Below are 26,250 nucleotides of genomic sequence, written 5' to 3'. Positions count from 1 at the left end.
CGCAGGACGCTCACGCGTCCTCACCTGCCACGCCGAAACGGCCCCAGTGCGCCACTTCGCGACCGCTCCGCCGGTGGCGGCGGAGGCTGGGGCTCCTGGGCCCGGGGACCGCATACCCGAGGGAGACGACGCCGACGATCGTGCGCGACCGCGGGATCCCGAACGCCTCGTGCACGTCGGCGTGACGCTCCGGGGGTACGCCGAAGAAGAGGCTGCCGAGGCCCTCGTCGGTGGCCGTGAGCAGGATGAGCAGGGACGCCATGCCCGTGTCGACGTCCCAGTAGGGGACCGGCCAGCGCCGCTCGTCGCGATCGGTCCAGCCCTTGTCGGGCGCGGCGTACCGGTCGAGGTAGGCGTCCTTGTGCGAGAGGCACAGCACGAGAACCGGTGCCTTGCGTATGCCGTCGAGCCACCGGTCGCTCGGGCCGCCGGCCTCCGTCGTGGCCGTCCAGAACGCGCCCCGTTCCTCCGGGGCAGACAGGACGAGGAAGTCCCAGCCCTGGCTGAAGCCGGCGCTGGGGGAGCGCACCGCGTTGGCAAGGCAGCGTTCGACGACCTCCCTGGGGACCGCCCGGTCCGGGTCGTAGCGGCGGACCATGCGCCGGGCGCGGACGACCTCGGTGAACTCCATGCGAACAGCCTGCCACCCGCCGGTGGACGTCCCCGCATGTCCCGGCAGGTCCCGGGGCCGCGCCTGGGCGAGGTGACAGGATGTGGGCCATGGAGGGTGGCGAGCTCGACGACACCGCTGCGATGGAGCGCGTCTCGGCCCGGGCGACGGGCGCGCCCGTCGAGTGGGAGGCCGACGTGGTGCTCCGCGACGGCTCCGTCGCGCACATCCGCCCGATCACGCCCGACGACGCGGACGGCATCCGCGCCTTCCACAGCAAGCAGTCGGATGAGTCGATCTACCTGCGCTTCTTCGCGCCTCTGCGCGAGCTGAGCGAGCGCGACGTCCACCGCTTCACGCACGTCGACCACCACGACCGCGTCGCCCTCGTCGCGACCCTCGACGGCGAGATCACGGGCATCGGGCGCTACGACCGCATCGACCCGACGTCGGCGGAGGTGGCGTTCAACATCTCGGACCACTTCCAGGGCAAGGGAATCGGCTCGGTCATGCTCGAGCACCTCGCCGCCATCGCCCAGGAGATGGGGATCACCCGGTTCGTCGCCGAGGTGCTGCCGCAGAACCGCAAGATGCTGACCGTCTTCAAGGAGGCCGGCTACGAGGTGACGCACCACATCGAGGACGGCGTCGTCGAGGTCGCCTTCGACATCAAGCCGACCGAGCAGAGCAAGGCCGTCCAGCTGTCCCGCGAGCACCGCGCCGAGTCGCGCAGCGTGCGCACCATCCTCTTTCCCGAGCGGGTCGCCATCATCGGGGCGAGCCGGCGCGAGGAGTCAATCGGGGCTCTGGTCATGCGCAACATCCTCGACGCCGGCTACCAGGGCGAGCTCTACCCGATCCATCGGGTGGCCGAGAATGTCCAGGGCATCAAGGCCTACCCGAGCATCCTCGAGACCCCGCACCCCGTCGACCTCGCGATCGTCGTCGTGCCGGCGGCCCAGGCGATCGACGTCGTCAAGGACTGCGGCAGGGCCGGGGTCAAGGCCCTGCTCGTCCTCTCCGCCGGCTTCGCCGAGGCGGGCGATGAGGGAATCCTGTTGCAGGAGAAGCTGCGTCGCCGGGTCCGCCGCGCCGGCATGCGTATCGTCGGACCGAACAGCTTCGGCCTGGTCAACAACGACCCCGCCGTCCGGCTCAACGCCACCCTCGCCTCGGTGATCCCGGAGTCGGGCCGCCTCGGACTCTTCGCGCAGAGCGGCGCCCTGGGCGTCGCGGTGCTCGCGTCGGCGGCCAGGCGAGGACTCGGCATCTCGGTCTTCGCCTCCGCGGGCAACCGGGTCGACGTGTCGGGCAACGACCTCATGCAGTACTGGATCGACGACCAGGAGACCGACACCGTCGGGCTCTACCTCGAGTCGATGGGCAACCCCCGCAAGTTCTCGCGCATCGCTAGGGCGCTCGCGGCGGTCAAGCCGGTCGTGGTCGTCAGCTCAGGCGTGTCGAGCTTCGCGGCCCCGCCCGGGCACCGCACCCGGGTCACCAACGTGCCGCCGCAGGCTTTCGACGCGCTGCTGCGGCAAGCCGGAGTCATCCGCGTCGAGAACGTGCACCAGCTCTTCGACGTCGCGCAGCTCACTCTGCACCAACCGCTGCCCAAGGGCGACCGGGTCGCGATCGTCGGCAACTCCGACGCGCTGGGGGCGCTCAGCGCGAGTGCCTGCGTCAGCTGGGGGCTGCGGGTGACCCACGGTCCCGTGTCGTTGCCGCCGCAGGCCTCGGCCGAGGAGTTCGCCGCTGCGCTCGACGCCGCCTTCGCCGACCCTGAGGTCGACAGCGTCGTGGCGGCGTTCATCCCGCCGCTGGTCACCCAGGACGAAGACGTCCACCGCGCCGTGCGCAGCATCGTCGCTGACTACGAAAAACCATGTGTCGCAACGTTCCTTGGCATGCGCGGTGTCGGTGAGGACCTCTCCTACGACCAGGACGGCACGCGCCGCTCGGTTCCGGTCTACGCCATGCCCGAGGACGGCATCCGTGCGCTCAACGCGGTCACGAGGTACGCGTTGTGGCGCCAGCGCGACCGGGGAACGCCCGTGGCCCCCAACGGCATCGACCGGCTGCGTGCCGAAGCGCTCATCGACGGCTACCTCGCCGACAGCCACGAGGGGCGAGCCCTCACGCGTGAGGAGGCGCGCGAGCTGCTCGGTGCCTACGGCATACGGCTCTGGCCGGCGGTGGAGGTCACCAGCGCCGACGCCGCAGTGGCCGCGGCCGACGAGCTGACGTACCCGGTCATCCTCAAGTCGACGTCCCCCGTCGTACGCCACCAGCCGGGGCTGGTGGGCGTGCGCGGAGACCTCGTCGACGCCGACGCGGTCCGCAACGCCTACGCGTCGCTCAGCCAGCGGCTGGGCCCCCTCGTCGCCGACCGGTTCGTCGTGCAGCGGATGGCCGTGCCCGGCGTCTCGACCGTCATCCGCGCGAGCGAGGACCCGCTCTTCGGGCCCGTCGTCAGCTTCTCGGTCGCGGGTCCGCCCACCGAGCTGCTCGACGACGTGGCCCACCGCATCCCGCCCCTGACCGACGTCGACGTCACCGACCTCATGGACGGCGTCAAGGCCGCGCCGCTGCTGAACGGCCACCGGGGCGCGGCGCCGGTGCACCGCTCGGCGCTCGCCGACCTCATCGCCCGCCTGTCGGTCATGGCCGACGACCACCCGGAGCTGTCGTCCGTCGAGCTCAACCCCGTCAACGCGTGGACGGGTGGGGTCGACGTGCTGGGTGCCGAGGTGGTGGTCCGGCCCGCGCTCGTGCGCAAGGACCCCGGTCGTCGTCGCATGACCTGAGGCTGTCCGGGGCCGTCCGGGACCGTCCGGGCTGCCGCCTGTGGGCTGTGGGGAGGGGACCGGTGCCGACGGGTGCAAGGATGGGGGGCATGCGACGCGCCACCCAGGGCACCGGCCAAGCCCTTCCCCAGGATCTCACCGAGGCGATCACCCGGGCCGGCTACTACCCGTCCCTCGTCTGTGACGTCGTCGAGTCGGCGGTCGCCGACGACGAGGTCGTGTCGCACCTGGTGCACCAGGAGACGACCTTCGACCACGAGACGGTGCGGCGCCACGTCACGGTCCTCGTCGTCACACCCCTGCGCCTCGTCATCGCCCACGCCGACGACCACGCCGAGTCGGAGGACAAGCTCATGGCCACCGCCACCACCGAGACGGTGCCGCTCGCGGCTGTTCGTGGCGTCATGCTCACCCACGTCGTGGCGCAGCCCGACACCTTCACGCCCGGCACGCACGGCCGTGACCTGACGCTGACCCTCGGGTGGGGAGCCGTGAGCCGCCTCGACATGATCCCGGCCCAGTGCGGCGACCCCGACTGCACGGCCGACCACGGTTTCGAGGGCACCATCGCCTCCGACGACATCTCACTGCGCATCAGCTCGGCCGCCGACGGCGAGGGCGCCGTGGGCAATGCCATGCGCTTCGCGCGGGTGCTGTCCGCCAGCATCGGCGGCGGCACGGCGCACTGACCCGCTGCCGATGACGACTCCCGTCGGGCCCGAAGACATCGCCTCCGCCTCCTCGGCGGCCGACGTGCCCGGTCCCACCGACTGGTCGCGTGGCACGCTCGCCTCGGTGCTCCCGTCCGTGGCCGACCGGCTGGGGGTGCAGAAGTATGCCGGCCACGACGTCTTCGACCTGCCCGCGGCACCACGCACCGTCGTCGTCCTCGTCGACGGACTCGGCCACGACCTGCTGCGCCAGCGCAGCGGCCACGCCCCCTTCCTGCGCGGCCACCTCGACACCGCGCACCGGGTGCCCTGCGGCTTCCCGACCACCACGGCGACGTCGATGGGCACCTTCGGCACGGGGCTGCCGCCGGGCTCGCACGGCCTCGTCGGCATGCAGGTGCTCGACCCGGCCACCGACAGGCTGCTCAACGAGCTGTCCTGGGAGGACGGACCGGACCCGCGGGCGTGGCAGCCCAACGAGACGGTCTTCGAGGCGGCCGAGAACGCCGCGGTCTCCGTGACGATGGTCGGCCCCTACTACTTCGACGGCTCCGGGCTCACCCTCGCCACCCTGCGCGGGGGCCAGTTCCGCGCAGCGCGCACCCTCGACGAGCGCGTCGACGCGGCGGTCGCCGCGGTCCGGGCGACGCCGCGCGCGCTCGTCTACCTCTACTGGGGCGAGGTCGACAAGATCGGGCACGTGCACGGCTGCCAGTCGTGGCAGTGGGGCGACGAGCTGGAGGCCGTGGACGCAGCGCTGCGCCAGCTCGCGGCCCGGGTGCCCGACGACACCTCGGTCGTCGTGACCGCCGACCACGGCATGGTCGACATCCCCTTCGGCGACCGCATCGACCTCGTCGACGAGCCGGCCCTCATGGACGGGGTCCGCCACCTCGGCGGCGAGCCCCGCAACCTCCAGCTCTATGCCGAGCCGGGCGCCACCGAGCACGTGCGACAGGCCTGGACCGAGCGCCTCGGCGGCCGGGTCCAGGTCCTCACCCGTGAGGGGGCCGTAGACGACGGCTGGTTCGGTCCGGTGCGCGCCGGCGTCGAGGGCCGCATCGGCGACCTCGTGGTCGTCACGCGCGGGTCTTTCGCCGTCGTCCACTCGGGCCTGATGCGCAAGGAGCTCGTCGCGCTGCTCGGCCTGCACGGCTCGACGAGCGACGCGGAACTCGCCGTGCCCGTGGTCGTGGTGCCACCCCGTCGTGACACCTAGGGTGGTGCCTCGTGGCTGAGCTCGTCTTCTTCTCCGGAACCATGGACTGCGGCAAGTCGACGCTCGCCCTGCAGATGGACCACAACCACGGTGCACGCGGCCGCGTCGGCCTCATCTTCACGAAGATGGACCGTGCCGGCACCAACGTGCTCAGCTCCCGTCTGGGGCTGTCGACGGGTGCGCTCGAGGTCGGCGACGACCTCGACTTCTGGGAGGAGATCGTGGGTCGCGCGACGGCGGGCACCCGCATCGACTACCTCATCTGCGACGAGGCGCAGTTCTACACCTGCGACCAGGTCGAGCAGCTCGCCCGCATCGTCGACGAGATGGACGTCGACGTCTTCGCGTTCGGCATCACCGCCGACTTCCGCACCGAGCTGTTCCCGGGCAGCAAGCGGCTCATCGAGCTGGCCGACCGCGTGCAGGTGCTCCAGGTCGAGGCGCTCTGCTGGTGCGGTCGCCGAGCCACGACCAACGCCCGTGTGCTCGACGGCGTCATGGTCGTCGAGGGGGAGCAGGTCGTGGTCGGAGACACCAAGCCGGGCACGACCGGACTCGTCGAGTACGAGGTGCTCTGCCGCCGGCACTACATGCGGCGCATGACCTCGCACGCCGCGAAGGCCGCCGCCATCTCGCCCGAGGTGCTGCCCTTCGACCTCGACGTGTGCCCCCTCCCGCCGCTGCCGATCACGCAGGCCGACTGACGGCATACGCCAGGGGGTGGTCAGTCGGTCTTGCGACCGAACATGATGTCGTCCCAGCTGGGGACGCTCGGCCGGCCGGACTTGCGTGCAGGCGGCGCCGGCTTCGGCGTCGGCGTCGCCCGGGCCTCGGGTGCGGCTGCCCGTTGCGCGATGACGTCGCGGTAGTCGTCGTCCTCGTCGTCGGGCTCGTCGTCGGGCTCGTCCTGCTGCCCGCCGCGGTCGCCTGCGACCGGGGCGTCGGCCCTCGGGCGCGCGTCGCGCTCGTCGGAGATCCCTGCAACCTCAAGAGCCTCGGCAGCTTCTGGAGCCGCGTCCTCACGGATCGCCGGGGCCTTTCCCCCGCGGTCGCGGGTGTCCGCGATCTCGTCGGCGGTCTCGTCGGCGTCGTCGGCGGTCTCGGGGATCGCCGGCGCAGCCGGTGCCTGCTGCAGCGGTCGCGTGCGCTCGGTGGCGCGGGCGCGGCGCCCGACAGCCTCCTGGCCCACGCGCTCCTCGGCCGACCCGGTCTTGACCACCTCGGGGTCGTCCTCTGGGTGGGTGTGTGCCGGTGGCGGCAGCTGGTCGCGGTGGTCGCCCGCGAGCTCCTCGAGCGGCAGGGCCTCCTCGGGCACCGAGTCGATGCCCGGCACCTCGGCGGACTTCGGTCGGCGGCGGCGACCGCGCTGGGCGCTGCGCTCGCGCATCGCCGCCATGAGGTCGACGGTCTCGCCCTCGCGACGACGGGGCGTGGGGGCTGCGATGCCGCCCTCCGCCTCGAGGTCGTAGACGCGGCTGGGCCGGGTCGGGGTGCTCAGGTGCGGGGCCGGGATGGGTCCGGGGGTCTGGACGTCTTCGTCCTCGCTGAGCCAGCGCGCCTCGTCGTCGACGGCGGACAGGGTGCGCGCCAGCGGGTCGAACTGCCAGGCCGCCTCTCGCTGGCGTCCGCCGGCGTTGAAGAAGAGCAGGACGGTCCACGCCCCCTTGTCGGTGCGCCGGGAGTCCCAGCGGGCCGACCCGCCGTCGATCTCGCGGCTGCGCAGGCGCTCGGTGACCCGGGCGTCGAGGGTGGGGGCGCCGCCGTGCGAGCCGCCGCGGGCGCGCAGCCTCGCCTGGCGCGCCATGCCCGACACGTGCTCGCGCTCGGCGAGGATCGGCCCCTCGTAGCGGTGGACCTTCTCGACCGGCCACCCGGCGCGCTCCGCGACCTCCTCGGCCGTCATGCCGGCCCGGATCATCGACTGGACGTCCTTGGGTCGCAGGCCACCGGGCACCTCGACCTGAAGCTGACCCGGTCGGGGGCGGTCGCGGCGAGCCGCGGCGCGGAGCCCCTCGTCGAGCGGGAGCGAGAAACGGTTGCCGTCGTCGTCGGCCAGCAGCAGGTGCATTCCGTCCTCGTGGACGCCGACGAGCCTGAGGTGCTGCATGGGTGGGTCTCCCGGTAGCGAGTCTGCGGGGTGGTGCGGTCCTGCTGTGCAGTCGAGCATGCCACCGGCGCGGGCACCCACCAAAGCGACCACGCCGCACGGGTACCGTTTGCTCTGGCATGCCAACCACCTTCGCGTCCGCACAGCTCGCCCTCGACCTCGTGGGCGTCTTCGTCTTCGCCCTCTCCGGCGGCCTGGTCGCGGTGAAGAAGCGGTTCGACCTCTTCGGCGTGCTCGTTCTCGCCTGTGCCGCAGCACTCGGCGGCGGCATCATGCGCGACCTGCTGATCGGCAGCGTCCCACCGGTCGGCATCAGCGACTGGCGGCTGCTGACGGCCGCGGCGCTGGGCGGCCTGGTGACCTTCCTCTTCCATCCCGGCGTCGAGCGGGTCACCCGATTCGTGCGGGTGCTCGACGCGGCCGGGCTGGCGGCCTTCGCCGTCGCCGGAAGCCTCAAGGCCGTCACCACACCCGGCGTCTCGCCGGTCGCGTCGGTCCTCGTCGGCGTCATCACGGCCATCGGCGGCGGCATCGTGCGCGACCTGCTCGCCGGCCAGGTGCCGGAGGTGCTGCGGCGCGAGCTCTACGCGCTGCCGGCCATGCTCGGCGGCGTGATCGTCGTGGTCGCCGCCCAGCTGGAGTCGCTGCAGGACTGGGTGCTGTGGACGTCTGCAGCCCTCGTGTTCGCGGTCCGCATGGTCGCCGTACGTCTCGACCTCAACGCGCCCACACCGCTGCGATCCACGCCGACCTGACCCTGACGACACCGACCGAGACCCAGCCAGACCGACCGAGTCCCATCGGGACCCACCGAGACTCATCGAGACCCATCGAGACCCACAGCCCTCTGACGGCGGAGACATGACAGACACACCGCGAACGCCCGACCAGCCCGGCACCGAGGCACAGCAGGCGACCACCGAGAAGCAGGGCCTCGCGCCGTACGACGTCGTGCTGCTGCTCGGCTTCGGCGGCCCGGAGGGGCCCGACGAGGTGATGCCGTTCCTCAGGCGCGTCACGGCAGGCCGGGGCATCCCGGACGAGCGCCTCGCCGAGGTCGGCTCGCACTACGACCACTTCGGCGGCCGCAGCCCGATCAACGACCAGAACCGTGCCCTGATCGCGGCCCTGCGCGGCGAGCTCGACAGCCGCGGCATCACGACGCCGATCGTCTGGGGCAACCGCAACAGCGCGCCCTTCATCGACGACGCCTTCCGTGCGATGCATGCCGACGGGCACCGCCGCGTCGTGGCCCTGACGACGAGCGCCTACTCCAGCTACTCGTCGTGCCGCCAGTACCGCGAGAACCTCGCTGACGCGGCCGCGACCGTCGCCGAGGAGGGCATCGAGCTGTCGGTCGACAAGGTCGCCCAGTACGCGCCGCGCCCCGGCTTCGCTGCCGCCAACCTCGACGAGCTCGTCCGTTCACTGCGGGCCCTCGACGGGGCACCGGACCACGAGATCGCGCTCCTCTTCGTCACCCACTCGATCCCCGAGGCCATGGACGACACGTCCGGCCCGGGCGACGGCGAGGGAAACCTCTACCGGCGCCAGCACCTGGCCCTCGCCTCGGAGCTCGCGCAGGAGGCCGGCACGCTGCTCGGACGCGAGCTCACCGGCGAGCTCGTGTTCTGCTCGCGGTCCGGACCGCCGACGGTTCCCTGGCTCGAGCCCGACGTCAACGACCGTCTGCGCGAGCTCGCCGCGGAGGGGGTGCGCACCGCCGTCGTCGCGCCGATCGGCTTCGTCAGCGACCACATGGAGGTCGTCTATGACCTCGACACCGAGGCGCAGCAGACCGCCGACGAGCTGGGCCTGCGGCTCGTGCGGGTGCCCACCGTCGGCACCTCGCCCGTCTTCGTGAGCGACCTCGCGGACGCCCTGCTCGAGCGGGCCGCGGAGGCCCGTGGCGAACCGGTCCCGCAGTTCGAGGGGCGCCGGCCGTCGGTCTGCGAACCCGGCTGCTGCCCCAACCTCCGCCAGGCCCGACCCGCCCTCTGTGGCAGCGACTGAGAGGTCCCGATGAGCACCACCCGCACCGTGCCCGCCCTGCCCGACGGCGTCACCGTCGGCGAGCTCGAGCTGCTCTGCGTCGAGCTCGCCACCCAGGCGGCCCGCTTCATCCGCGACGAGCGCCCCGAGCGCATGGGGGTCGCCGCCACGAAGTCCACCGAGACGGACGTCGTCACCGTCATGGACCGCCGCTCGGAGGAGCTGCTGCACCGGCTGATCCAGCAGGTGCGCCCCGACGACGGCATCCTCGGCGAGGAGGGCGCCGACGTCGAGGGGACCTCGGGCCTCACCTGGGTCGTCGACCCCATCGACGGCACCGTCAACTACCTCTACGAGGTGCCCGCGTACGCCGTGTCGGTCGCCGTCGTCGTGGGTGATGCCCGCTCGCAGGGCGGGTGGAGACCGGTGGCGGGCGCCGTCGCCGATCCCTGTCTACGCCTGGTCCACCACGCCGGCGTCGGGACCGGGGCATGGACCCGTCCCGAGGGACAGCGCGCCACCTCGACCGCCGCCCAGGACGCCTCGGCACAGCCGGCAGTCCGGCGCCTCGTCGCCTCGGGCGAGGACCGGCTCGCTCGCACCCTCCTCGCCACCGGCTTCGGCTACGCACCCGAGGTCCGCGCCCGGCAGGCCGAGGTCCTGCTGCGGGTCCTCCCGCAGGTGCGCGACATCCGTCGCATCGGCAGCGCGGCCCTCGACCTCGTGCGCGTCGCCGACGGCTCGGTCGACGCCTACGCCGAGAGCGGGCTCAACGCCTGGGACCTCGCGGCCGGCTGGCTCATCGCCGAGGAGGCCGGGGCCGTCGTCGTCGGCGAGGGCGAGCACCCGGGCAAGGCCCTGACCGTCGCCGCCGGGCCCGCCCTCGTCGAGCAGGTCAGGACGCTGTTCCTCGCAGGCGCCCAGCCGGATCGCTGACGACGCTGCAGGACGTGACCGAGCAGGACATGACGAACGCCCCTCCGGCAGGACCGGGAGGGGCGTTCGTCGTGTGACGCTGCGGACGGCATACGCCCGCGGGGCGACAGGCTCAGGCCGCTCTGAACGGCTCGAGCTCGGGAACCCGGATGCCGTTCTCGGCGGCGAGCCGTGCGAACGACTCGAGCTCTCCGGTGTGCACCTGGATGCGGTAGTCGTCGCCCGCCCTCCGGGCGTCCGCGAGGTCGCCCAGCGCGTCGTTGACACGTTGCCTGATCTGGTCGACGAACTCGGTCATGTGCCACCTCCGGGCCTGGTAGTCGATCGGTCGGGTCCGGAGACCCTACCGCGGCGTAGGACCCCCAATGTGCACCCGACCGGGTCGGTGGAGGGCAAAGGGTAGGTGAACTGTTGGTCCGAAAAGGGAAGGTGTGCCCGAGTTGGACCGGGGGTCGGGACCGCCCCGTCTCAGACGGTGGCGGGTGCGACGTGACAATGCCGCGGGGATCGGGCACCATACGCGCACGCGGACATGTTTCGTGGCTGCGACAAGGGCGTCGACAGCGCCCTTTCCCTCGGGAACAAGCACGGGCCCACGAGCGTTCACCGCCTCACAAGACCGCAAGGCGCAGCACGAGTAGAAGCGAGACGACACATGGCAACTGATTACGACGCGCCACGCAAAACCGACGACGACCTGAACGAGGACTCCATCGAGGAGCTCAAGTCGCGTCGGGTTGACAAGACGTCGTCGAGCGTGGACGTCGACGAGACCGAGCAGGCCGAGGGCTTCGAGCTCCCGGGTGCCGACCTCTCCGGTGAGGAGCTGTCGGTGCGAGTCCTGCCGAAGCAGGCCGACGAGTTCACCTGTGGCCGCTGCTTCCTGGTCCACCACCGCAGCCAGCTCGCCAAGGAGAGCAACGGCATGATGATCTGCACGGAGTGCGCGGCCTGAGCGCCTCCGAGCCCACCGGGCAGCAGCGCCCGCAGCACGTCGGGCAAGTAGGGTCGGTCCTCGTGACCGACCCTTGTGCTGTCCCCGACGTGCTTCCGGACGCCGTGCCGGAGGTTCCGGTGCGACGCCTCGACGCCGACCTCCCGCTGCCCGGCTACGCGCACCCCGGTGACGCGGGTGCCGACCTGTGCGCGCGCGTCGACGTGACCATCGAGCCGGGCGAGCGCGTCCTGGTGCCGACGGGCGTCGCCCTGGCCCTGCCACCGGGCCACGCCGGGTTCGTGCACCCGCGCTCGGGCCTGGCGGCTCGGCACGGCATCTCCATCGTCAACGCGCCCGGCACGGTCGACGAGGGCTACCGCGGCGAGATCCTCGTCAACCTCGTCAACCTCGACCCGCGACAGCCGTTCACGGTGCGCCGGGGCGACCGCATCGCCCAGCTCGTGGTGCAGCGGGTCGAGCGCGTGCGGTTCATCGAGGTGGATTCGCTCGACCGGACCAGTCGGGGGGACACTGGACACGGATCCACCGGCGGGTTCGGTCCGGGGGCGGCCACCTCGTCGACGGCGGGGGAGACGCCCACCGGGGCGTGATCATCGGATACGGTTCGCCGGGCGCTGCGTCAGCGCCGCGACGACACGGCCGGGCACGACGCGAGTCGGGCCGCAGGACTTCTAAGGACGGAATGACGTGGGACTCTTCAGCCGGGGCAAGTCGAAGGACCGCCCGGACACCGATGCCGTGGACACCGAGGTCGACGACCTCTCCGACCCGGACGACGTCGACGGAGCCTCCGCCGACCAGGGTCGCGACCGCTCCACCGGCCCGTTCGACCGCGCCGAGGTCGACGACGACAGCGACTACCTCAACCTCGGGGCCATCTGGCTGCGTGGCCAGCAGGGCATGGAGCTGCGTCTCGAGATCAACGAGCAGGAGCAGCAGATCACCGGTGTGACGGCCGTCATCGGCGAGTCGGCCGTGCAGCTGCAGGCCTTCGCCGCCCCGCGCACCGAGGGCGTCTGGGTCGACATCCGCAACGAGATCGCCGCGAGCATCGTCGACGCGGGTGGCACCGCCGAGGTGCTGACCGGCGACTTCGGCGAGGAGCTGCTGACCCGTATGCCGCAGGCCGGGCCCGACGGTCGCACCGTCTTCATGCCCGCCCGCTTCGTCGGGGTCGACGGGCCGCGCTGGTTCCTGCGCGCCGTCGTGTCGGGTCGGGCCGCGATCGAGGCCGCCGCGGCCGAAGCCGTGCACGAGGTGATCCGCACGGCGGTCGTCGACCGCGGCGACGACGCGATGCCGCCACGCGAGCTGCTGCCGCTGCGTCTGCCCGACGCCGACGGCGCGGCCCAGGCGGAGCAGCCGGCACCCGAACCCGGTGCCACCGACCTCAACCCCTTCGAACGCGGCCCCGAGATCACCGAGGTGCGTTGATGGCCGGCCCGTGCACTCCCGCGCCGTGTCCCTTCCGGACCCTCTCGTGAGCACGGGCCAGCCCGGTGCGTTTCGCCGCCTCACCCACCGCCTCACCCGCTCGTCGCACGAGCTCGAGGCCGACGAGCTGCGGCGCGAGTCCATCGACCTCGGCGTGGTGCACATCAGCGACGCCCAGCAGCGCACCAAGGTGACCGTCCTCGGCGAGGTGCGCTCGGTGACGCTGCGTCCCCGGGACGAGACCCCGGCCCTCGACGTCGAGGTCTGGGACGGCACGGAGTCGCTGCACCTCGTGTGGCTCGGCCGCCGACGCATCGCCGGCATCGTGCCGGGCATCAAGATCCAGGCCACGGGCCGCATCACCACCCGCCGGAAGGTCACGACGATGTTCAACCCCGCCTACGAGATCATCGGGCGCGCGGGGCAGCAGCATGGCTGACGCCGGGCGCGAGGCCAAGCACCAGGCCGCGGCGCCGGGCTCCGAGCGCCACGGCGACGGCGTCGTCCGGTCCGAGGCCGACCTGCGCCGCTACGAGACGGTCGAGGAGCTGCTCCGCGACAAGCTGTCCGAGGCCATCGGCGGCTGGCGAGGCGCCGTCGAGTCGGCCGTGCCGACCCTCGCCTTCGCGATCGCCTGGTCACGCACGCAGGACCTCCGCACCGCCCTCGTCGTCGCGGGTGCCTGCGTCGCCGCACTCCTGGTGGTTCGCGTGGTCCAGCGCCAGGACCCTCGCTTCATCATGTATGCCGCTGTGGGAGTGGGCATCTCGGCCCTCTTCGCGCTGCGGTCGGGGCGGGCGGAAGACGCGTTCCTGCCCGGCATGCTCCAGAATGCCGGGCTGCTCGTGCTGCTGCTCGTCACGAACCTGACCCGGTGGCCACTCTTCGGCTTCGTCGTCGGGGTCGCGGAGCCGGAGGCCTTCGCCGAGAACCCGACCTGGTGGCGCCGACACGCCGGCATCGTCACCGTCGCCGCCCGCCTCGCCTGGGTGCTCATCGCCCTGAACGTCGTGCGCCTGGCGATCATGGTGCCGCTCTACCTCGCCGAGCAGGTCGCGGCGCTCGGCGTCGCGAAGGTCGTGCTGGGCTGGCCGGCATACCTGCTCGCCGTGACGGCGATGGGCGCGATCCTGGTGAGGGGCCACACCCCGATCGACCCGAGCCGCGCGCGGGCCTGACGCCAAGTCCTGAGACTCAACCGGCGTCGTTGTTGTGGTGGCGCTCGTCGGGGGCGACGAGATCCTGGAGGCGGTCCTCCTGCTCGGGCGTCGTGATGAAGAGCAGCTCGTCGCCGGCCTCCATCGCGTCGTCGGGCGTCGGGGCCAGGGGTCGCTCGTCACGGATGATGGCAACGAGCACCGTGTCCGTGGGCCAGTCGACGTCGCCCACGCGGCGGCCCGCGAACCGGCTGCCCTCGGGCAGCGTGATCTCGACCATCGAGGCGCGCCCCTGCTGGAACTCGAAGATGCGCACGAGGTCACCGATGCTGACGGCCTCCTCGATGAGGGCCGTCATGAGACGCGGCGTCGAGACGGCGACGTCGACCCCCCACGACTCGTCGAACATCCACTCGTTCTTCGGGTTGTTGACGCGGGCCACGGTGCGCGGCACGCCGAACTCCGTCTTGGCGAGCAGCGACAGCACGAGGTTGGCCTTGTCGTCACCCGTGGCGGCCACGCAGACGTCGGACTCCTCGAGGCGGGCCTCCTCGAGCGCCGCGAGCTCGCACGCGTCGGCCAGCAGCCACGACGCCTCGGGCACGCGGGAGGCCTGGACGTCGTCGGCGTCCTTGTCGATGAGCAGCACCTGGTGCCCGTTGCCGAGCAGCTCGCGGGCGATGGACCGGCCGACGCTCCCGGCCCCGGCGATGACGACGCGCATGCTTCTTCTCTCCTGTGCCGTTTCAGTGGGCGGCGGGGGCCGAGTCGCAGAGCCGCTCGACGCGGGCGAGCTCCTCGCTCTGCACGGCAAGGTGCACCAGGTCGCCCTGCTGCACCACCATCTCGGGGCGGGGGATGGTGCCCTCGCCGAGCCGGGTGACGTAGGCGACGCGCGCGCCGGTCTGCTGCTCGACCTCGGTGAGGGGGCGGCCGACCCACGCCTCGGCGAGCGGCACCTCGGCGATGACGATCTTGCCGCTGGGGTCGGTCAGCTCGGGCACCGCGCCCTGGGGGAGCAGCCGCTGGATCATCTGGTCGGCCGTCCAGCGGACGGTCGCCACGGTGGGGATGCCCAGGCGCTGGTAGACCATGGCGCGCTGCGGGTCGTAGATGCGAGCCGCGACGTGCTCGACGCCGAACGTCTCGCGCGCGACGCGGGCGGCGAGGATGTTGGAGTTGTCGCCGCTGCTGACCGCCGCGAAGGCGTAGGCGTCACGGATGCCGGCGGCGACGAGCGTGTCGCGGTCGAAGCCCACGCCGGTCACGGTCTGGCCCTCGAAGGAGGTGCCGAGGCGGCGGAACGCCGAGGCGTCGACGTCGATGATCGCGACGTCGTGACCACCGCGGCCGAGGGTGCGGGCGAGGGTCGACCCGACGCGGCCGCATCCCATGATGACGAAGTGCACGGACGCGACGCTACACCGTGGACGGCGGCCCACCGTGCAGGCGTGACGGGCTGCCCAGCAAGCGGACGGGCGGGCGTGAGGTGCCTCCCGAACCCCCGTGACGGCAGACGTCGTCGACGCCCCGCCACGCCCCGTCTCGCAGCCGTCGCGCGGGGTGAGTGCGACCCGGCGATCCGTCATACAGTGGCGTCGTGCCCGGTACCGGTTCGCTGTTCAAGCGCCTTCTCCTCGGCCGCGCGATGCGCAGCGACAAGCTGGGCGAGACGCTGCTTCCCAAGCGCCTGGCGCTGCCCATCTTCGCGAGCGACGCCCTGTCGTCGGTGGCGTACGCACCCGACGAGATCCTGCTCATGCTCGGTCTCGCCGGTGGTGCGTTCGCGGTGACGCACAGCTGGCAGGTGACCGTCGCGGTCGTGCTCGTCATGGTCGTCGTCGTCGCGTCCTACCGCCAGAACGTCCACGCCTACCCGTCCGGGGGCGGCGACTACGAGGTGGCGACCGTCAACCTGGGCCCGAAGGCCGGGCTCACCGTGGCCAGTGCGCTGCTCGTCGACTACGTGCTCACCGTCGCCGTCTCGATCTCGTCGGGCGTGCAGAACGCCGCCACCGTGCTCGGCTTCGTGCGCGGACGGGAGGTGCTGGTCGCGGTCGCGCTCATCCTGTTCCTCACGGCGATGAACCTGCGCGGCGTGCGCGAGTCGGGCAAGGCCTTCGCGGTGCCCGTCTACGCGTTCATGGTGGCCATCATCGGGATGGGCCTCTACGGCTTCGTCCAGCACTTCACCGGCACGCTCACCCCGGCCGAGAGCTCCTCCCTGACGCTCGTCTCGGAGAACGGCGACGAGCTGACCGGCGTCGCGGCGGCGTTCCTGCTGCTGCGGGCGTTCTCGTCGGGCTGTGCGGCCCTCACGGGCGTCGAGGCGATCAGCAACGGCGTGCCCGCCTTCCGCAAGCCCAAGAGCGACAACGCGGCCAGCACCCTGCTGCTCATGGGTGGTCTCTCGATCGCGATGCTCAGCTCGATCATCGCGCTCGGCCAGTGGACCGGCGTCAAGATGGCCGAGGACCCCGCGACCCAGCTGCTCCGCGACGGCCAGCCGGTGGGCGACGGCTACGTGCAGCACACCGTGATCGGCCAGCTGGCCACCGCCGTCTTCGCCAACTTCCACATCGGCGTCATCTTCGTCTCCATCGTCACCGGCCTGATCCTCGTGCTCGCCGCCAACACGGCCTTCAACGGGTTCCCGGTCCTCGGCTCGATCCTCGCGCGCGACGGCTACCTGCCCCGGCAGATGCACACCCGCGGCGACCGGCTCGCGTTCTCCAACGGCATCCTCATGCTGGCCGGTGCGGCGATCCTGCTCGTCATCGTGTTCAAGGCCGAGGTGACGGCCCTCATCCAGCTCTACATCGTGGGCGTCTTCGTGTCGTTCACGACGAGCCAGGTCGGCATGGTGCGCCACTGGACCCGTCACCTGCGGCTCGAGCGGAACGCCAAGGAGCGCAGCCGCATGCAGCGCTCTCGCGTCATCAACGCGATCGGCGCGGCGATGTCGGCGACCGTCCTCGCGGTGGTTCTCGCGACGAAGTTCCAGGCCGGCGCCAAGTACGCCATCCTCGCGATGGTGCTGCTCTTCGCCCTCATGCTCGGCATCCGCAAGCACTACAACCGGGTGCGCGACGAGCTCGCCATCGACTGGGACGTCGACCGCCCGATGCTGCCCAGCCACGTGCACGCGATCGTGTGCATCTCCAAGATCCACAAGCCGACGATGCGGGCCCTCGCGTACGCCCGCGCGAGCCGGCCCTCGATCCTCGAGGCCGTCACCGTCGACGTCGACCCCGACGAGACGCAGGCGCTGCTGACCGAGTGGGACAGGCGCGACATCCCGGTTCCGCTCAAGGTGCTGGCCTCGCCCTACCGGCAGATCACCAAGCCGATCCTCGACTACGTCCGGTCGATCCGCAGCGGCAACCCGCGCGACATCGTGACCGTTTACCTGCCCGAGTACGTCCTCGGCAGGTGGTGGGAGCAGGTGCTGCACAACCAGAGCGCCCTGCGGCTCAAGGCGCGCCTGCTCTTCACGCCCGGCGTCATGGTCGTCAGCGTGCCGTGGCAGCTGCAGTCGTCCGAGGGTGCTGAGCGCGACTGGATCGACGAGCCGCCCATCAGCGGCTCGGTGCGCGGCGGAGCGCTGTGAGCGCACGTCGCACCCGTGAGCGCGCCGCCGGTGGCGAGTCGCTCGTCGGGCAGGAGTGGACCGTCGAGGTCGGCCCGGTCGCGCACGGTGGCCACTGCGTCGCCCGCCACGAGGGGCAGGTCGTCTTCGTGCGCCACACGCTGCCCGGCGAGCGGGTCGTGGCGCGGGTGACCGAGGGGCGCGTCGGTGACAGCTTCGTGCGCGCCGACGCCGTCGAGGTGCTCGAGCCGGCCCGCGGTCGGGTCGAGCGGCCGTGCCCGTATGCCGTCCCCGGCCAGTGCGGGGGGTGCGACTTCCAGCACGCGGACCTCGAGACGCAGCGGGCGCTCAAGGCCCACGTCGTGCGTGAGCAGTTCGCGCGCATCGCCGGGATGGACGTCTCCGTCGAGGTCCAGCCGGTCCCCGGCGACCACGACGGCCTGCGCTGGCGCACACGCGTCGAGTTCGCCGTCGACGCATCGGGCCGTGCCGGCCTGCGGGGCCATCGCTCCCGCCACGTCGTTCCCGTCACCGACTGCCTGATCGCCACGCACGGCGTCATCGACTCGGGCGTGCTCGACACCGAGTGGCCCGACGTCGAGTCCGTCGACGTCGTCGACGCGGCCCACCCCGACGAGCCCGTCCTCGTCGCCGTGCCCGCGGGGGATCCCGACGGCCGGACGTCCGGGGGTCTCGTGGGCGAGCGGGCGCACGACGGCGACTGGGAGGGCGAGTACGTCGTCGCGGCGCGCGGCTTCTGGCAGGTGCACCCGGGCGCCTCCTCCACGTTCCTCTCGCGGGTCGTCGCGCTGCTCGGCGCCCAGCCGGGCGACCGGGTGCTCGACCTGTACGCCGGGTCGGGCCTGTTCACGATGCGGCTCGGCGAGCTCGTGGCGCCCGACGGCTTCGTGCTGGGTGTCGAGGGCGACGCTCGCGCCGTCGACAACGGCATCAGCAACACCGAGCACCTCGAGAACGTCGAGTGGCGCACCAACCGCGTCGACCGCGAGCTGAGATCCTTGGTGTCGCAAGGGATCTCGGCCGACCTCGCCGTGCTCGACCCGCCCCGCACGGGCGCCGGCAAGGACGTCATGGCCCAGCTGGCGCGTCTCGCGCCGCGTCGGGTGGCCTACGTCGCCTGCGATCCGTCGGCGCTCGCGCGTGACGTCAGGGCCGCGGCCGACCACGGCTACGCGCTGGTCTCGCTCGAGGCCTGGGACGCCTTCCCGATGACCCACCACGTGGAGTGCATCGCCGTCCTCGAGCCGGTCGCGGGCTGAGGCGTGCTGCCCCGACCCGGCCACCCGGCATACGGGACGGGGCGCCCCACGGGCAGACAACGACCCTCGCTGGGGACAGGATGGGCGGGTAGGGGTGGACTGACAACGACCACCGCGTGTGGTTAGATATATCTTGACGTCAAGATAAATCGAGCACCGTGACATCAGAGTTGCTGGAAGGAGCCCGTCGTGGGCAGTGTTGACAGCTTCAAGGCCAAGGGGACCCTCGAGGTCGGTGGTCAGTCCTACGAGATCTACCGCCTCGCAGGCGTCGAAGGGCAGGAGACCCTGCCCTACAGCCTCAAGGTCCTCCTCGAGAACCTCCTGCGCACCGAGGACGGCGCGAACATCACCGCCGACCACATCCGTGCGGTCGGCTCGTGGGACGAGAACGCCGAGCCCGACACGGAGATCCAGTTCACGCCCGCGCGCGTGATCATGCAGGACTTCACCGGCGTCCCGTGCGTCGTCGACCTCGCCACGATGCGCGAGGCCGTCGCCGAGCTCGGTGGCGACCCGGCCAAGATCAACCCGCTCGCCCCGGCCGAGCTCGTCATCGACCACTCGGTCATCATCGACGTCTTCGGCCGCGCCGACGCCTTCGAGCGCAACGTCGAGATCGAGTACCAGCGCAACAGGGAGCGCTACCAGTTCCTGCGCTGGGGCCAGACCGCCTTCGACGACTTCAAGGTCGTCCCGCCGGGCACCGGCATCGTCCACCAGGTCAACATCGAGCACCTCGCCCGCACCGTCATGGTGCGTGACGGCGTCGCCTACCCCGACACGTGCGTCGGCACCGACTCGCACACGACGATGGTCAACGGCCTCGGCGTGCTCGGCTGGGGCGTCGGCGGCATCGAGGCCGAGGCGGCCATGCTCGGCCAGCCCGTCTCGATGCTCATCCCGCGCGTCGTCGGCTTCAAGCTGAGCGGCACCATCCCGACGGCGGCGACGGCGACGGACGTCGTGCTCACCATCACCGAGATGCTCCGCAAGCACGGTGTCGTCGGCAAGTTCGTCGAGTTCTACGGCGAGGGCGTCTCGCAGGTGCCGCTCGCCAACCGCGCGACCATCGGCAACATGAGCCCCGAGTTCGGTTCCACCTGCGCGATCTTCCCGATCGACGAGGTCACTCTCGACTACCTGCGCCTCACCGGCCGCTCCGACGAGAGCGTCGCGCTCGTCGAGGCGTACGCCAAGGAGCAGGGCATGTGGCTCACGGCGGGCCCCGATCAGCCCGAGGCCCGCTACAGCGAGTACCTCGAGCTCGACCTGTCGACGGTCGTGCCCTCGATCGCGGGGCCGAAGCGCCCGCAGGACCGCATCGCCCTGACCGACGCCAAGGAGTCCTTCCGCAAGGTCCTCCCGACCTACGTCGCGCACGACGAGGGTGACTCCGGCGACGCTGAGTCCTTCCCGGCGAGCGACCCGGGTGTCGACAACGGTGGGGACCGCCCGGCCGACGGCGCTGCCAACGGCCGCCCCAGCACGAAGGTGTCGGTCACCGACGCCGAGGGCCGCGAGTTCGAGATCGACCACGGCATCGTGTCCATCGCCTCGATCACGAGCTGCACCAACACGTCCAACCCGTCGGTCATGATGGCCGCCGCGATGCTGGCCAAGAACGCCGTCGAGAAGGGCCTCTCGGTCGCGCCGTGGGTCAAGACGTCGATGGCGCCCGGCTCCAAGGTCGTCACGGGCTACTACGACAAGGCCGGCATGTGGCCCTACCTCGAGAAGCTCGGCTTCCACCTCGTCGGCTACGGCTGCACGACGTGCATCGGCAACTCGGGGCCGCTCAACGACGAGATCTCCAAGGCGATCAACGACGCCGACCTCGCCGTCACCTCGGTGCTCTCGGGCAACCGCAACTTCGAGGGCCGCATCAACCCCGACGTGAAGATGAACTACCTGGCGAGCCCGCCGCTCGTCATCGCCTACGCCCTGGCGGGCACGATGGACTTCGACTTCGAGTCCGAGCCGCTCGGCCAGGACACCGACGGCAACGACGTCTTCCTCGAGGACATCTGGCCCGCGCCGGAGGACGTGGAGCAGACGATCGCGGCGAGCATCAACCAGCAGATGTTCACCGACGACTACGCGGACGTCTTCGCGGGCGACGAGCGCTGGCAGTCGCTGCCGACCCCGGAGGGCGACACGTTCGCCTGGGACGGGGAGTCGACCTACGTCCGCAAGCCCCCGTACTTCGACGGCATGTCGATGGAGACGACCCCGGTCGCCGACATCGAGGGCGCCCGCGTGCTCGCCAAGCTCGGCGACTCCGTCACGACCGACCACATCAGCCCGGCCGGTGCGATCAAGAACGACAGCCCGGCGGGCAAGTACCTCGCCGAGCACGGCATCGAGCGCAAGGACTTCAACTCCTACGGCTCGCGCCGCGGCAACCACGAGGTCATGATCCGTGGCACGTTCGCGAACATCCGCCTGAAGAACCTGCTCCTCGACGGCGTCGAGGGCGGCTTCACGCGCGACTTCACCAAGGGTGGTGAGCAGACGACGATCTACGACGCGGCGCAGAGCTATGCCGCTGCCGGCACACCGCTCGTCATCCTCTCGGGCAAGGAGTACGGCTCCGGCTCGTCGCGCGACTGGGCGGCCAAGGGCACGAGCCTGCTCGGCGTCAAGGCGGTCATCGCCGAGAGCTACGAGCGCATCCACCGCTCCAACCTCATCGGCATGGGCGTCATCCCGCTGCAGTACCCCCAGGGCCAGAACGCCGACTCGCTCGGACTCGACGGCACCGAGACCTTCTCGATCACCGGCATCACCGAGCTCAACGAGGGCCGCACCCCCAAGACGGTCAAGGTCGTCGCGACGAAGGACGGCGGCGAGACCGTCGAGTTCGACGCGGTCGTGCGCATCGACACCCCCGGTGAGGCCGACTACTACCGCAACGGCGGCATCCTGCAGTACGTCCTCCGCTCGCTCGTCGCGAGCTGACGCACCCGCAGCCCCACGGGCCCGGTCACCGCACAGTGCGGTGACCGGGCCCTTCGGCATCCGACCACGTATGCCGTGTGGTGCGGCAGCGCGACCCCACGCGGCGTGCGGTGGTCCCGGGTGGCATGCTCGTCCGGTGAGCGAGCGACACGCGGTCCTGACGGTCTGGGAGTCCGGGTTCGACTGGACGCCGGCGGCAGCGCTGACCTACGCCGACGACCACGTCGACGGCACGTCCGAGGTGACCTACTCGGCGCGCTCGTGGGAGTCGCCGGTCGTCGAGCTGCCCTTCGCAGCAACGGAGCTCATCCCGTCGTGGAATGCCCGCACTCCGCCCGGGACGTGGCTGCACGTCGAGGGCCGCGTCGGGGACGACACGGGGTGGACGCCGTGGTTCACCTTCGCGCGGTGGGCCGAGGACGACCCGGCGGGGGAGTCGCCGATCACGCGCACCACCGTGCGCGGCCAGCGGCTCGAGGCCGGTCGCGTGTCGACCGACACGTGGGTCGCCGCGCCGGGACGTGGTTTCGACCGCTGGCAGCTGCGCCTCACCGCGCTGGCCGGTGACTCGGCATCCGGGGAGGTGACGCTCAGCCTCGTGGCCGGGGCTGCGCAACGGATGGCGATCGCCCCGGACGCGCCGACGAGCGAGCCCGGAGTCGGCCGAGGGCACGAGGTGCCGGTGCCACGCCACTCGCAGCGCCTGCACGTCGACAGCTTCCCCGACTGGGACCGGGGCGGGCAGTCGTGGTGCTCGCCGACGTCGACGACGATGCTCCTCGAGCACTGGGGGGTCGCGCCGAGCCGCGAGGAGGTCTCGTGGGTCGGGCACGACACCGACCCGGAGGTCGTCCACGGGGTGCGTCGCGTCTACGACCGCTCCTACGGCGGAGCGGGGAACTGGGCGTTCAACGCGGCGTACGCCGGCGCCCGCGGGCTGCGCGCCTACGTCACCCGCCTGCGCGACCTCACCGAGGCCGAGGCGTTCGTCGCGGCGGGCGTGCCGCTCGTCGTCTCGGTGACCTTCCAGGAGCACGAGCTGGACGGCGCGGGCTACGACACGGACGGCCACCTGCTGACGATCGTGGGATTCACCCCGGACGGCGACGTCGTGTCCAACGACCCGAACTCCGGTCGGATCGCGAGCAACGACGAGGTGCGCCGGGTCTACCGGCGCGACCAGTTCGAGCGCGTCTGGCTCGGCGACAACGGCGGCCTCACCTACGTCCTGCACCCGCAGGGGGTGCCCTTGCCGCCGCCGCCCGTCGAGGCCAACTGGGCCTGACCCGGGCCCAGGAGCGGTTCGACGGTCAACGCGACGCCACGGCGGGGTCACGGTCGGTCACGCAGTAGAGAGCGCCCGCCGGGTCGCGCAACGTCGTCCACCCGCCACCGTGGTCGGCCACGACGCGTGCGCCCAGGTGCTCGTGCCGCGACACCTCCGCGGGCCGGTCGTCGCAGGCGAGGTCGAGGTGGGCGGTGACCGGTCCCGAGCCGTCGTCGCGTCGCTGGAGCAGGAGCCGGATCGGGATGCCGTCGGGCCGCACGAGATGGCGGAACTCCGTGCGGTCGGCCGACCGTCGCTGTGGCCAGCCCGTCAGCTCGGACCAGAACGCGCACTCGACGTCGTACGCGTCTGGCGGGATGTCGAGACACACCTGGTCGACGATGCTCTCGTGCACCTGCGGCCACCGGGTCGGGCCCGGTCGAGCGGCCAGCGGCTCGTGGACGAGGCAGAAGGTGAAGCCGCCGGGGGAGCGGAGCACGACGTAGCCCTCGGGTGCGCGGGTGACCTCTGCCGCCCCGAGCGCCCCCGCGCGGGCAGCCGCGCCCGTCGGTGATCCGACGTGCAGGTCGAGGTGGACCGACGGGCCGACTGGTGCGCCACCACCCGCACCGGTGCGCTGGAGCTTGAGGAACGGGTCGCCCAGCGGAGGCAGCAGCGTCGTGAACTCGGCCTCCTCACCCCGCGGCGGCGAGACGGCATACCCGGTGGCGCTCGCCCAGAAACGCATGCCCGCCTCGTGCACGTGTGGCGGCAGGTCGATGAAGGCCGTCACCCAGCTGACCGTCGTCATGGCCGCAGACTAGGGGAGGCACACTGGGGGCATGCCCACGCCGACCGGACACACCCCGCCAGGGTGGCCGCAGGGGGTCCCGCCGGCGCACACGCCGGGGTGGGAGGACCGCGCCGTCCTCTGGCTGCTCGACCAGTGCCCGCCCGACTACCGGGCGTATGCCGGGTGGCGGCGCCATCCCATCGCCCTCGCGTGGCTGGCCGGTCGGCACGTCGACGGGCAGGTCGTCGCGATGCGGGAGGCCTGGCGCGAGGCGCGGGTCGCCATCGGGCCGCACGTGCCGGCCGAGGCGCTCACCGAGATCCTCGGGCAGATCGAGGCGGAGGGCATCCGGCTGATGGCGGCGTCGCGGTCGGTCAGGCTGCTGCACGAGGCACTGCAGGGGAAGGTGTTCGCGCCACGGTTGTGAGGGCGGTGTGACGAGCGTGACAGGGTTCCCTGCTGCCTGCCGCACCTTTGCGAGGGCCGGGACGTTGCCCCGTAGACTCGATCGACTTCCCCGAGTCGCACGACGAACGAACACCCGAGAGGACGACACAGCGTGGCCCTGCTGGAGACGATCACGAGCCCCGCGGCGCTCAAGGCGCTGCCGGCGACCCAGCTCCCGGCCCTGGCGGAGGAGATCCGCACCTTCCTCGTCACCGAGGTCTCCAAGACCGGCGGCCACCTGGGCCCCAACCTCGGCGTCGTCGAGCTGACGATCGCCCTGCACCGCGTCTTCGACTCACCCCGCGACACCTTCGTCTTCGACACCGGCCACCAGTCCTACGTGCACAAGCTGCTGACCGGCCGCCACGACTTCAGCAAGCTGAAGAAGCAGGGTGGGCTCTCCGGCTACCCGAGCCGGGCCGAGTCCGAGCACGACGTCGTCGAGAACTCGCACGCGTCGACCGCCCTGTCGTGGGCCGACGGCATCGCCAAGGGCCGGCGGCTGCGCGGAGAGACCGGGCGGCACACGGTGGCCCTCATCGGCGACGGCGCCCTCACCGGCGGCATGGCCTGGGAGGCGATCAACAACATCGCCGTCGACAAGACGCTGCCCCTGACCATCGTCGTCAACGACAACGAACGCTCCTACGCGCCCACCATCGGGGGCCTCGCCGACCACCTCGCGACCCTGCGCACGACCCGTGGCTACGAGCGGTTCCTCGACTGGGGCAAGCGGTCGCTCGCGAGGACGCCCGTCGTCGGCGGAGCGATGTTCGAGACGCTGCACGGCGTCAAGAAGGGCATCAAGGACATCGTCGCCCCGCAGGGCATGTTCGAGGACCTCGGCCTCAAGTACATCGGCCCTGTCGACGGGCACGACGAGCAGGCGGTCGAACGAGCGCTGCGCAAGGCCAAGGACTTCGGCGGTCCCGTCATCGTCCACGTCATCACCCAGAAGGGCCGCGGCTACCAGCCGGCCATCGACGACGAGGCCGACCAGTTCCACGGCGTCGGCAAGTTCAACCCCGAGACGGGACTGCCGTTCGAGGTGTCGGGGCGCATCTGGACCGACGAGTTCAACGAGGAGATGGTGGCGATCGGGGCCGAGCGGCCCGACGTCGTGGCCCTCACCGCGGCGATGCTCATCCCGGTCGGCCTCGACGGCTTCGCCGCGGCCTACCCCGACCGCGTCTTCGACGTCGGCATCGCCGAGCAGCACGCCGTCACCATGGCGTCCGGTCTCGCGTACTCCGGCCTGCACCCGGTCGTCGCCGTCTACGCGACGTTCCTCAACCGGGCCTTCGACCAGCTCCTCATGGACTGCGCCCTGCACAAGGCCGGCGTGACCTTCATCCTCGACCGTGCCGGCGTGACCGGCAGCGACGGTGCCTCGCACAACGGCATGTGGGACATGACCCTCACCTCGATCGTCCCCGGCCTGCGCCTCGCGGCACCCCGCGACGGCGAGCAGGTCAAACGGCAGCTGCGCGAGGCCCTCGACGTCTCCGACGCCCCCACGGTCATCCGCTTCCCCAAGGGCGACGTCGCCGACCCGCTCACGGCAGTGCGCACGATCGGCGACGTCGACGTCCTGTTCGAGAACTCCGGCAAGGAGGTCGACCTTCTCGTGGTCGGCGTCGGCGCCTTCGCGGGACTCGCCATCGAGGCGGGCGAGAAGGTGGCGGCCCACGGCCGCGACGTACGCGTCGTCGACCCACGCTGGGTGCTGCCCGTCAGCGACGGCCTCGTCGAGCTCGCGCGGCATGCAGGTGCGGTGGCAGTGGTCGAGGACAACCTCGTCAGCGGCGGCGTCGGGTCCGCCGTGACACTCGCCCTGCGCGCGGCCGGGCTAGACGTGCCCGTGCACACCTACGGCATCCCGAAGCAGTTCCTGCACCACGCGTCACGTGGGCAGATCCTCGAGGAGCTCGGCCTCACCGCCGACCAGGTCGTCGCCGACCTCGAGCCGCGGCTCGCCTGACCGGGCGCTTCGCTCCCTGTACGCCGAACGCCGCGACCGCC

The 26,250-nt window shown here is 71.7% G+C and carries 24 protein-coding genes; 18 read left to right on the top strand and 6 right to left on the bottom strand.

Translation table 11 applies throughout. The features are described from left to right. Positions 1 to 10: 10 nt before the first annotated feature. A complete protein-coding gene (locus ACFQ2V_RS06745; protein ID WP_386051893.1) occupies positions 11 to 631 on the bottom strand; it encodes a nitroreductase family protein in 621 nt (206 codons plus the stop codon). Between the two features lie 89 nt (positions 632 to 720). Here ACFQ2V_RS06745 and ACFQ2V_RS06740 point away from each other — a divergent pair, with 89 nt between their 5' ends. The 4 genes from ACFQ2V_RS06740 (at position 721) to ACFQ2V_RS06725 (ending at position 6,011) form a co-directional block, all read left to right on the top strand. Then, on the top strand, positions 721 to 3,417 hold the full coding sequence (locus ACFQ2V_RS06740) for a bifunctional acetate--CoA ligase family protein/GNAT family N-acetyltransferase (RefSeq protein WP_386051892.1): 2,697 nt from the start codon (positions 721 to 723) through the stop codon (positions 3,415 to 3,417). 89 nt (positions 3,418 to 3,506) lie between these two features. Further along, positions 3,507 to 4,106 (top strand): DUF5998 family protein, encoded by a 600-nt coding sequence (locus tag ACFQ2V_RS06735; protein ID WP_386051891.1) that lies wholly within the window; start codon positions 3,507 to 3,509, stop codon positions 4,104 to 4,106. Positions 4,107 to 4,116: 10 nt separating this feature from the next. Further along, a complete protein-coding gene (locus ACFQ2V_RS06730) occupies positions 4,117 to 5,307 on the top strand; it encodes an alkaline phosphatase family protein (protein WP_386051890.1) in 1,191 nt (396 codons plus the stop codon). Between the two features lie 11 nt (positions 5,308 to 5,318). Next, on the top strand, positions 5,319 to 6,011 hold the full coding sequence (locus ACFQ2V_RS06725; protein ID WP_386051889.1) for a thymidine kinase: 693 nt from the start codon (positions 5,319 to 5,321) through the stop codon (positions 6,009 to 6,011). 20 nt (positions 6,012 to 6,031) lie between these two features. On the opposite strand, the gene sepH is transcribed toward ACFQ2V_RS06725, so the two are convergent. Then, positions 6,032 to 7,414, bottom strand: a complete 1,383-nt coding sequence (gene sepH / locus ACFQ2V_RS06720; protein ID WP_386051888.1) for a septation protein SepH — start codon at positions 7,412 to 7,414, stop codon at positions 6,032 to 6,034. Between the two features lie 119 nt (positions 7,415 to 7,533). On the opposite strand from sepH, the gene ACFQ2V_RS06715 reads away from it, so the two are divergent. The 3 genes from ACFQ2V_RS06715 (at position 7,534) to ACFQ2V_RS06705 (ending at position 10,342) form a co-directional block, all read left to right on the top strand. After that, positions 7,534 to 8,169, top strand: a complete 636-nt coding sequence (locus ACFQ2V_RS06715) for a trimeric intracellular cation channel family protein (RefSeq protein WP_386051887.1) — start codon at positions 7,534 to 7,536, stop codon at positions 8,167 to 8,169. Positions 8,170 to 8,275: 106 nt separating this feature from the next. Further along, complete coding sequence (gene hemH / locus ACFQ2V_RS06710; protein ID WP_386051886.1) at positions 8,276 to 9,427, top strand: ferrochelatase; 1,152 nt, start codon at positions 8,276 to 8,278, stop codon at positions 9,425 to 9,427. 9 nt (positions 9,428 to 9,436) lie between these two features. Then, positions 9,437 to 10,342, top strand: coding sequence for an inositol monophosphatase family protein (locus ACFQ2V_RS06705; RefSeq protein WP_386051885.1), 906 nt, complete (start codon positions 9,437 to 9,439; stop codon positions 10,340 to 10,342). Between the two features lie 112 nt (positions 10,343 to 10,454). On the opposite strand, the gene ACFQ2V_RS06700 is transcribed toward ACFQ2V_RS06705, so the two are convergent. Then, the gene (locus tag ACFQ2V_RS06700) at positions 10,455 to 10,640 is read right to left on the bottom strand and encodes a hypothetical protein (protein WP_386051883.1); all 186 of its coding nucleotides are present in this window, start codon (positions 10,638 to 10,640) and stop codon (positions 10,455 to 10,457) included. Positions 10,641 to 10,997: 357 nt separating this feature from the next. On the opposite strand from ACFQ2V_RS06700, the gene ACFQ2V_RS06695 reads away from it, so the two are divergent. The 5 genes from ACFQ2V_RS06695 (at position 10,998) to ACFQ2V_RS06675 (ending at position 13,912) form a co-directional block, all read left to right on the top strand. Continuing rightward, positions 10,998 to 11,297, top strand: coding sequence for a DUF4193 domain-containing protein (locus ACFQ2V_RS06695; protein WP_030146251.1), 300 nt, complete (start codon positions 10,998 to 11,000; stop codon positions 11,295 to 11,297). A gap of 62 nt (positions 11,298 to 11,359) precedes the next feature. Beyond that, the gene (dut, locus tag ACFQ2V_RS06690; protein WP_386051881.1) at positions 11,360 to 11,890 is read left to right on the top strand and encodes a dUTP diphosphatase; all 531 of its coding nucleotides are present in this window, start codon (positions 11,360 to 11,362) and stop codon (positions 11,888 to 11,890) included. A gap of 97 nt (positions 11,891 to 11,987) precedes the next feature. After that, complete coding sequence (locus tag ACFQ2V_RS06685; RefSeq protein WP_386051880.1) at positions 11,988 to 12,734, top strand: DUF3710 domain-containing protein; 747 nt, start codon at positions 11,988 to 11,990, stop codon at positions 12,732 to 12,734. Positions 12,735 to 12,780: 46 nt separating this feature from the next. Then, positions 12,781 to 13,173: an OB-fold nucleic acid binding domain-containing protein gene (locus ACFQ2V_RS06680; RefSeq protein WP_386051878.1), complete on the top strand. Its 393-nt coding sequence runs from the start codon at positions 12,781 to 12,783 to the stop codon at positions 13,171 to 13,173. Next, positions 13,166 to 13,912, top strand: a complete 747-nt coding sequence (locus ACFQ2V_RS06675) for a DUF3159 domain-containing protein (RefSeq protein WP_386051876.1) — start codon at positions 13,166 to 13,168, stop codon at positions 13,910 to 13,912. Before ACFQ2V_RS06680 ends, ACFQ2V_RS06675 begins: the two co-directional genes overlap by 8 nt. 16 nt (positions 13,913 to 13,928) lie before the next feature. On the opposite strand, the gene ACFQ2V_RS06670 is transcribed toward ACFQ2V_RS06675, so the two are convergent. Both ACFQ2V_RS06670 and ACFQ2V_RS06665 read right to left on the bottom strand, forming a co-directional pair. Next, positions 13,929 to 14,615: a potassium channel family protein gene (locus ACFQ2V_RS06670; RefSeq protein ID WP_386051874.1), complete on the bottom strand. Its 687-nt coding sequence runs from the start codon at positions 14,613 to 14,615 to the stop codon at positions 13,929 to 13,931. Between the two features lie 22 nt (positions 14,616 to 14,637). Next, complete coding sequence (locus ACFQ2V_RS06665; protein WP_386051873.1) at positions 14,638 to 15,300, bottom strand: potassium channel family protein; 663 nt, start codon at positions 15,298 to 15,300, stop codon at positions 14,638 to 14,640. A gap of 239 nt (positions 15,301 to 15,539) precedes the next feature. Between ACFQ2V_RS06665 and ACFQ2V_RS06660 the strand changes: the two genes are divergently transcribed. From ACFQ2V_RS06660 to ACFQ2V_RS06645, 4 genes are all read left to right on the top strand, one after another. After that, positions 15,540 to 17,501, top strand: coding sequence for an APC family permease (locus ACFQ2V_RS06660; protein ID WP_386052048.1), 1,962 nt, complete (start codon positions 15,540 to 15,542; stop codon positions 17,499 to 17,501). Continuing rightward, the gene (locus tag ACFQ2V_RS06655) at positions 17,498 to 18,760 is read left to right on the top strand and encodes a class I SAM-dependent RNA methyltransferase (protein ID WP_386051871.1); all 1,263 of its coding nucleotides are present in this window, start codon (positions 17,498 to 17,500) and stop codon (positions 18,758 to 18,760) included. The genes ACFQ2V_RS06660 and ACFQ2V_RS06655 overlap by 4 nt, the downstream gene beginning before the upstream one ends. Before the next feature lie 189 nt (positions 18,761 to 18,949). Then, positions 18,950 to 21,721 carry an aconitate hydratase AcnA gene (acnA, locus tag ACFQ2V_RS06650; RefSeq protein WP_386051870.1) on the top strand — a complete coding sequence of 924 codons (2,772 nt, stop codon included), beginning with the start codon at positions 18,950 to 18,952 and terminating at the stop codon, positions 21,719 to 21,721. A gap of 136 nt (positions 21,722 to 21,857) precedes the next feature. Further along, positions 21,858 to 23,006: a C39 family peptidase gene (locus ACFQ2V_RS06645; RefSeq protein WP_386051868.1), complete on the top strand. Its 1,149-nt coding sequence runs from the start codon at positions 21,858 to 21,860 to the stop codon at positions 23,004 to 23,006. Positions 23,007 to 23,031: 25 nt separating this feature from the next. Here ACFQ2V_RS06645 and ACFQ2V_RS06640 read toward each other — a convergent pair whose 3' ends face one another. Next, positions 23,032 to 23,799: a VOC family protein gene (locus ACFQ2V_RS06640; protein WP_386051867.1), complete on the bottom strand. Its 768-nt coding sequence runs from the start codon at positions 23,797 to 23,799 to the stop codon at positions 23,032 to 23,034. A gap of 31 nt (positions 23,800 to 23,830) precedes the next feature. Between ACFQ2V_RS06640 and ACFQ2V_RS06635 the strand changes: the two genes are divergently transcribed. After that, on the top strand, positions 23,831 to 24,208 hold the full coding sequence (locus tag ACFQ2V_RS06635; RefSeq protein WP_386051865.1) for a hypothetical protein: 378 nt from the start codon (positions 23,831 to 23,833) through the stop codon (positions 24,206 to 24,208). Between the two features lie 132 nt (positions 24,209 to 24,340). Beyond that, positions 24,341 to 26,209 carry a 1-deoxy-D-xylulose-5-phosphate synthase gene (gene dxs / locus ACFQ2V_RS06630; protein ID WP_386051863.1) on the top strand — a complete coding sequence of 623 codons (1,869 nt, stop codon included), beginning with the start codon at positions 24,341 to 24,343 and terminating at the stop codon, positions 26,207 to 26,209. The last annotated feature ends 41 nt before the right edge of the window (positions 26,210 to 26,250 follow it).

Origin of the sequence: Terrabacter terrigena, assembly GCF_042676085.1 — a bacterium.
GTDB lineage: Bacteria > Actinomycetota > Actinomycetes > Actinomycetales > Dermatophilaceae > Terrabacter > Terrabacter terrigena.
This window is presented reverse-complemented; position numbering and strand designations above follow the sequence as displayed.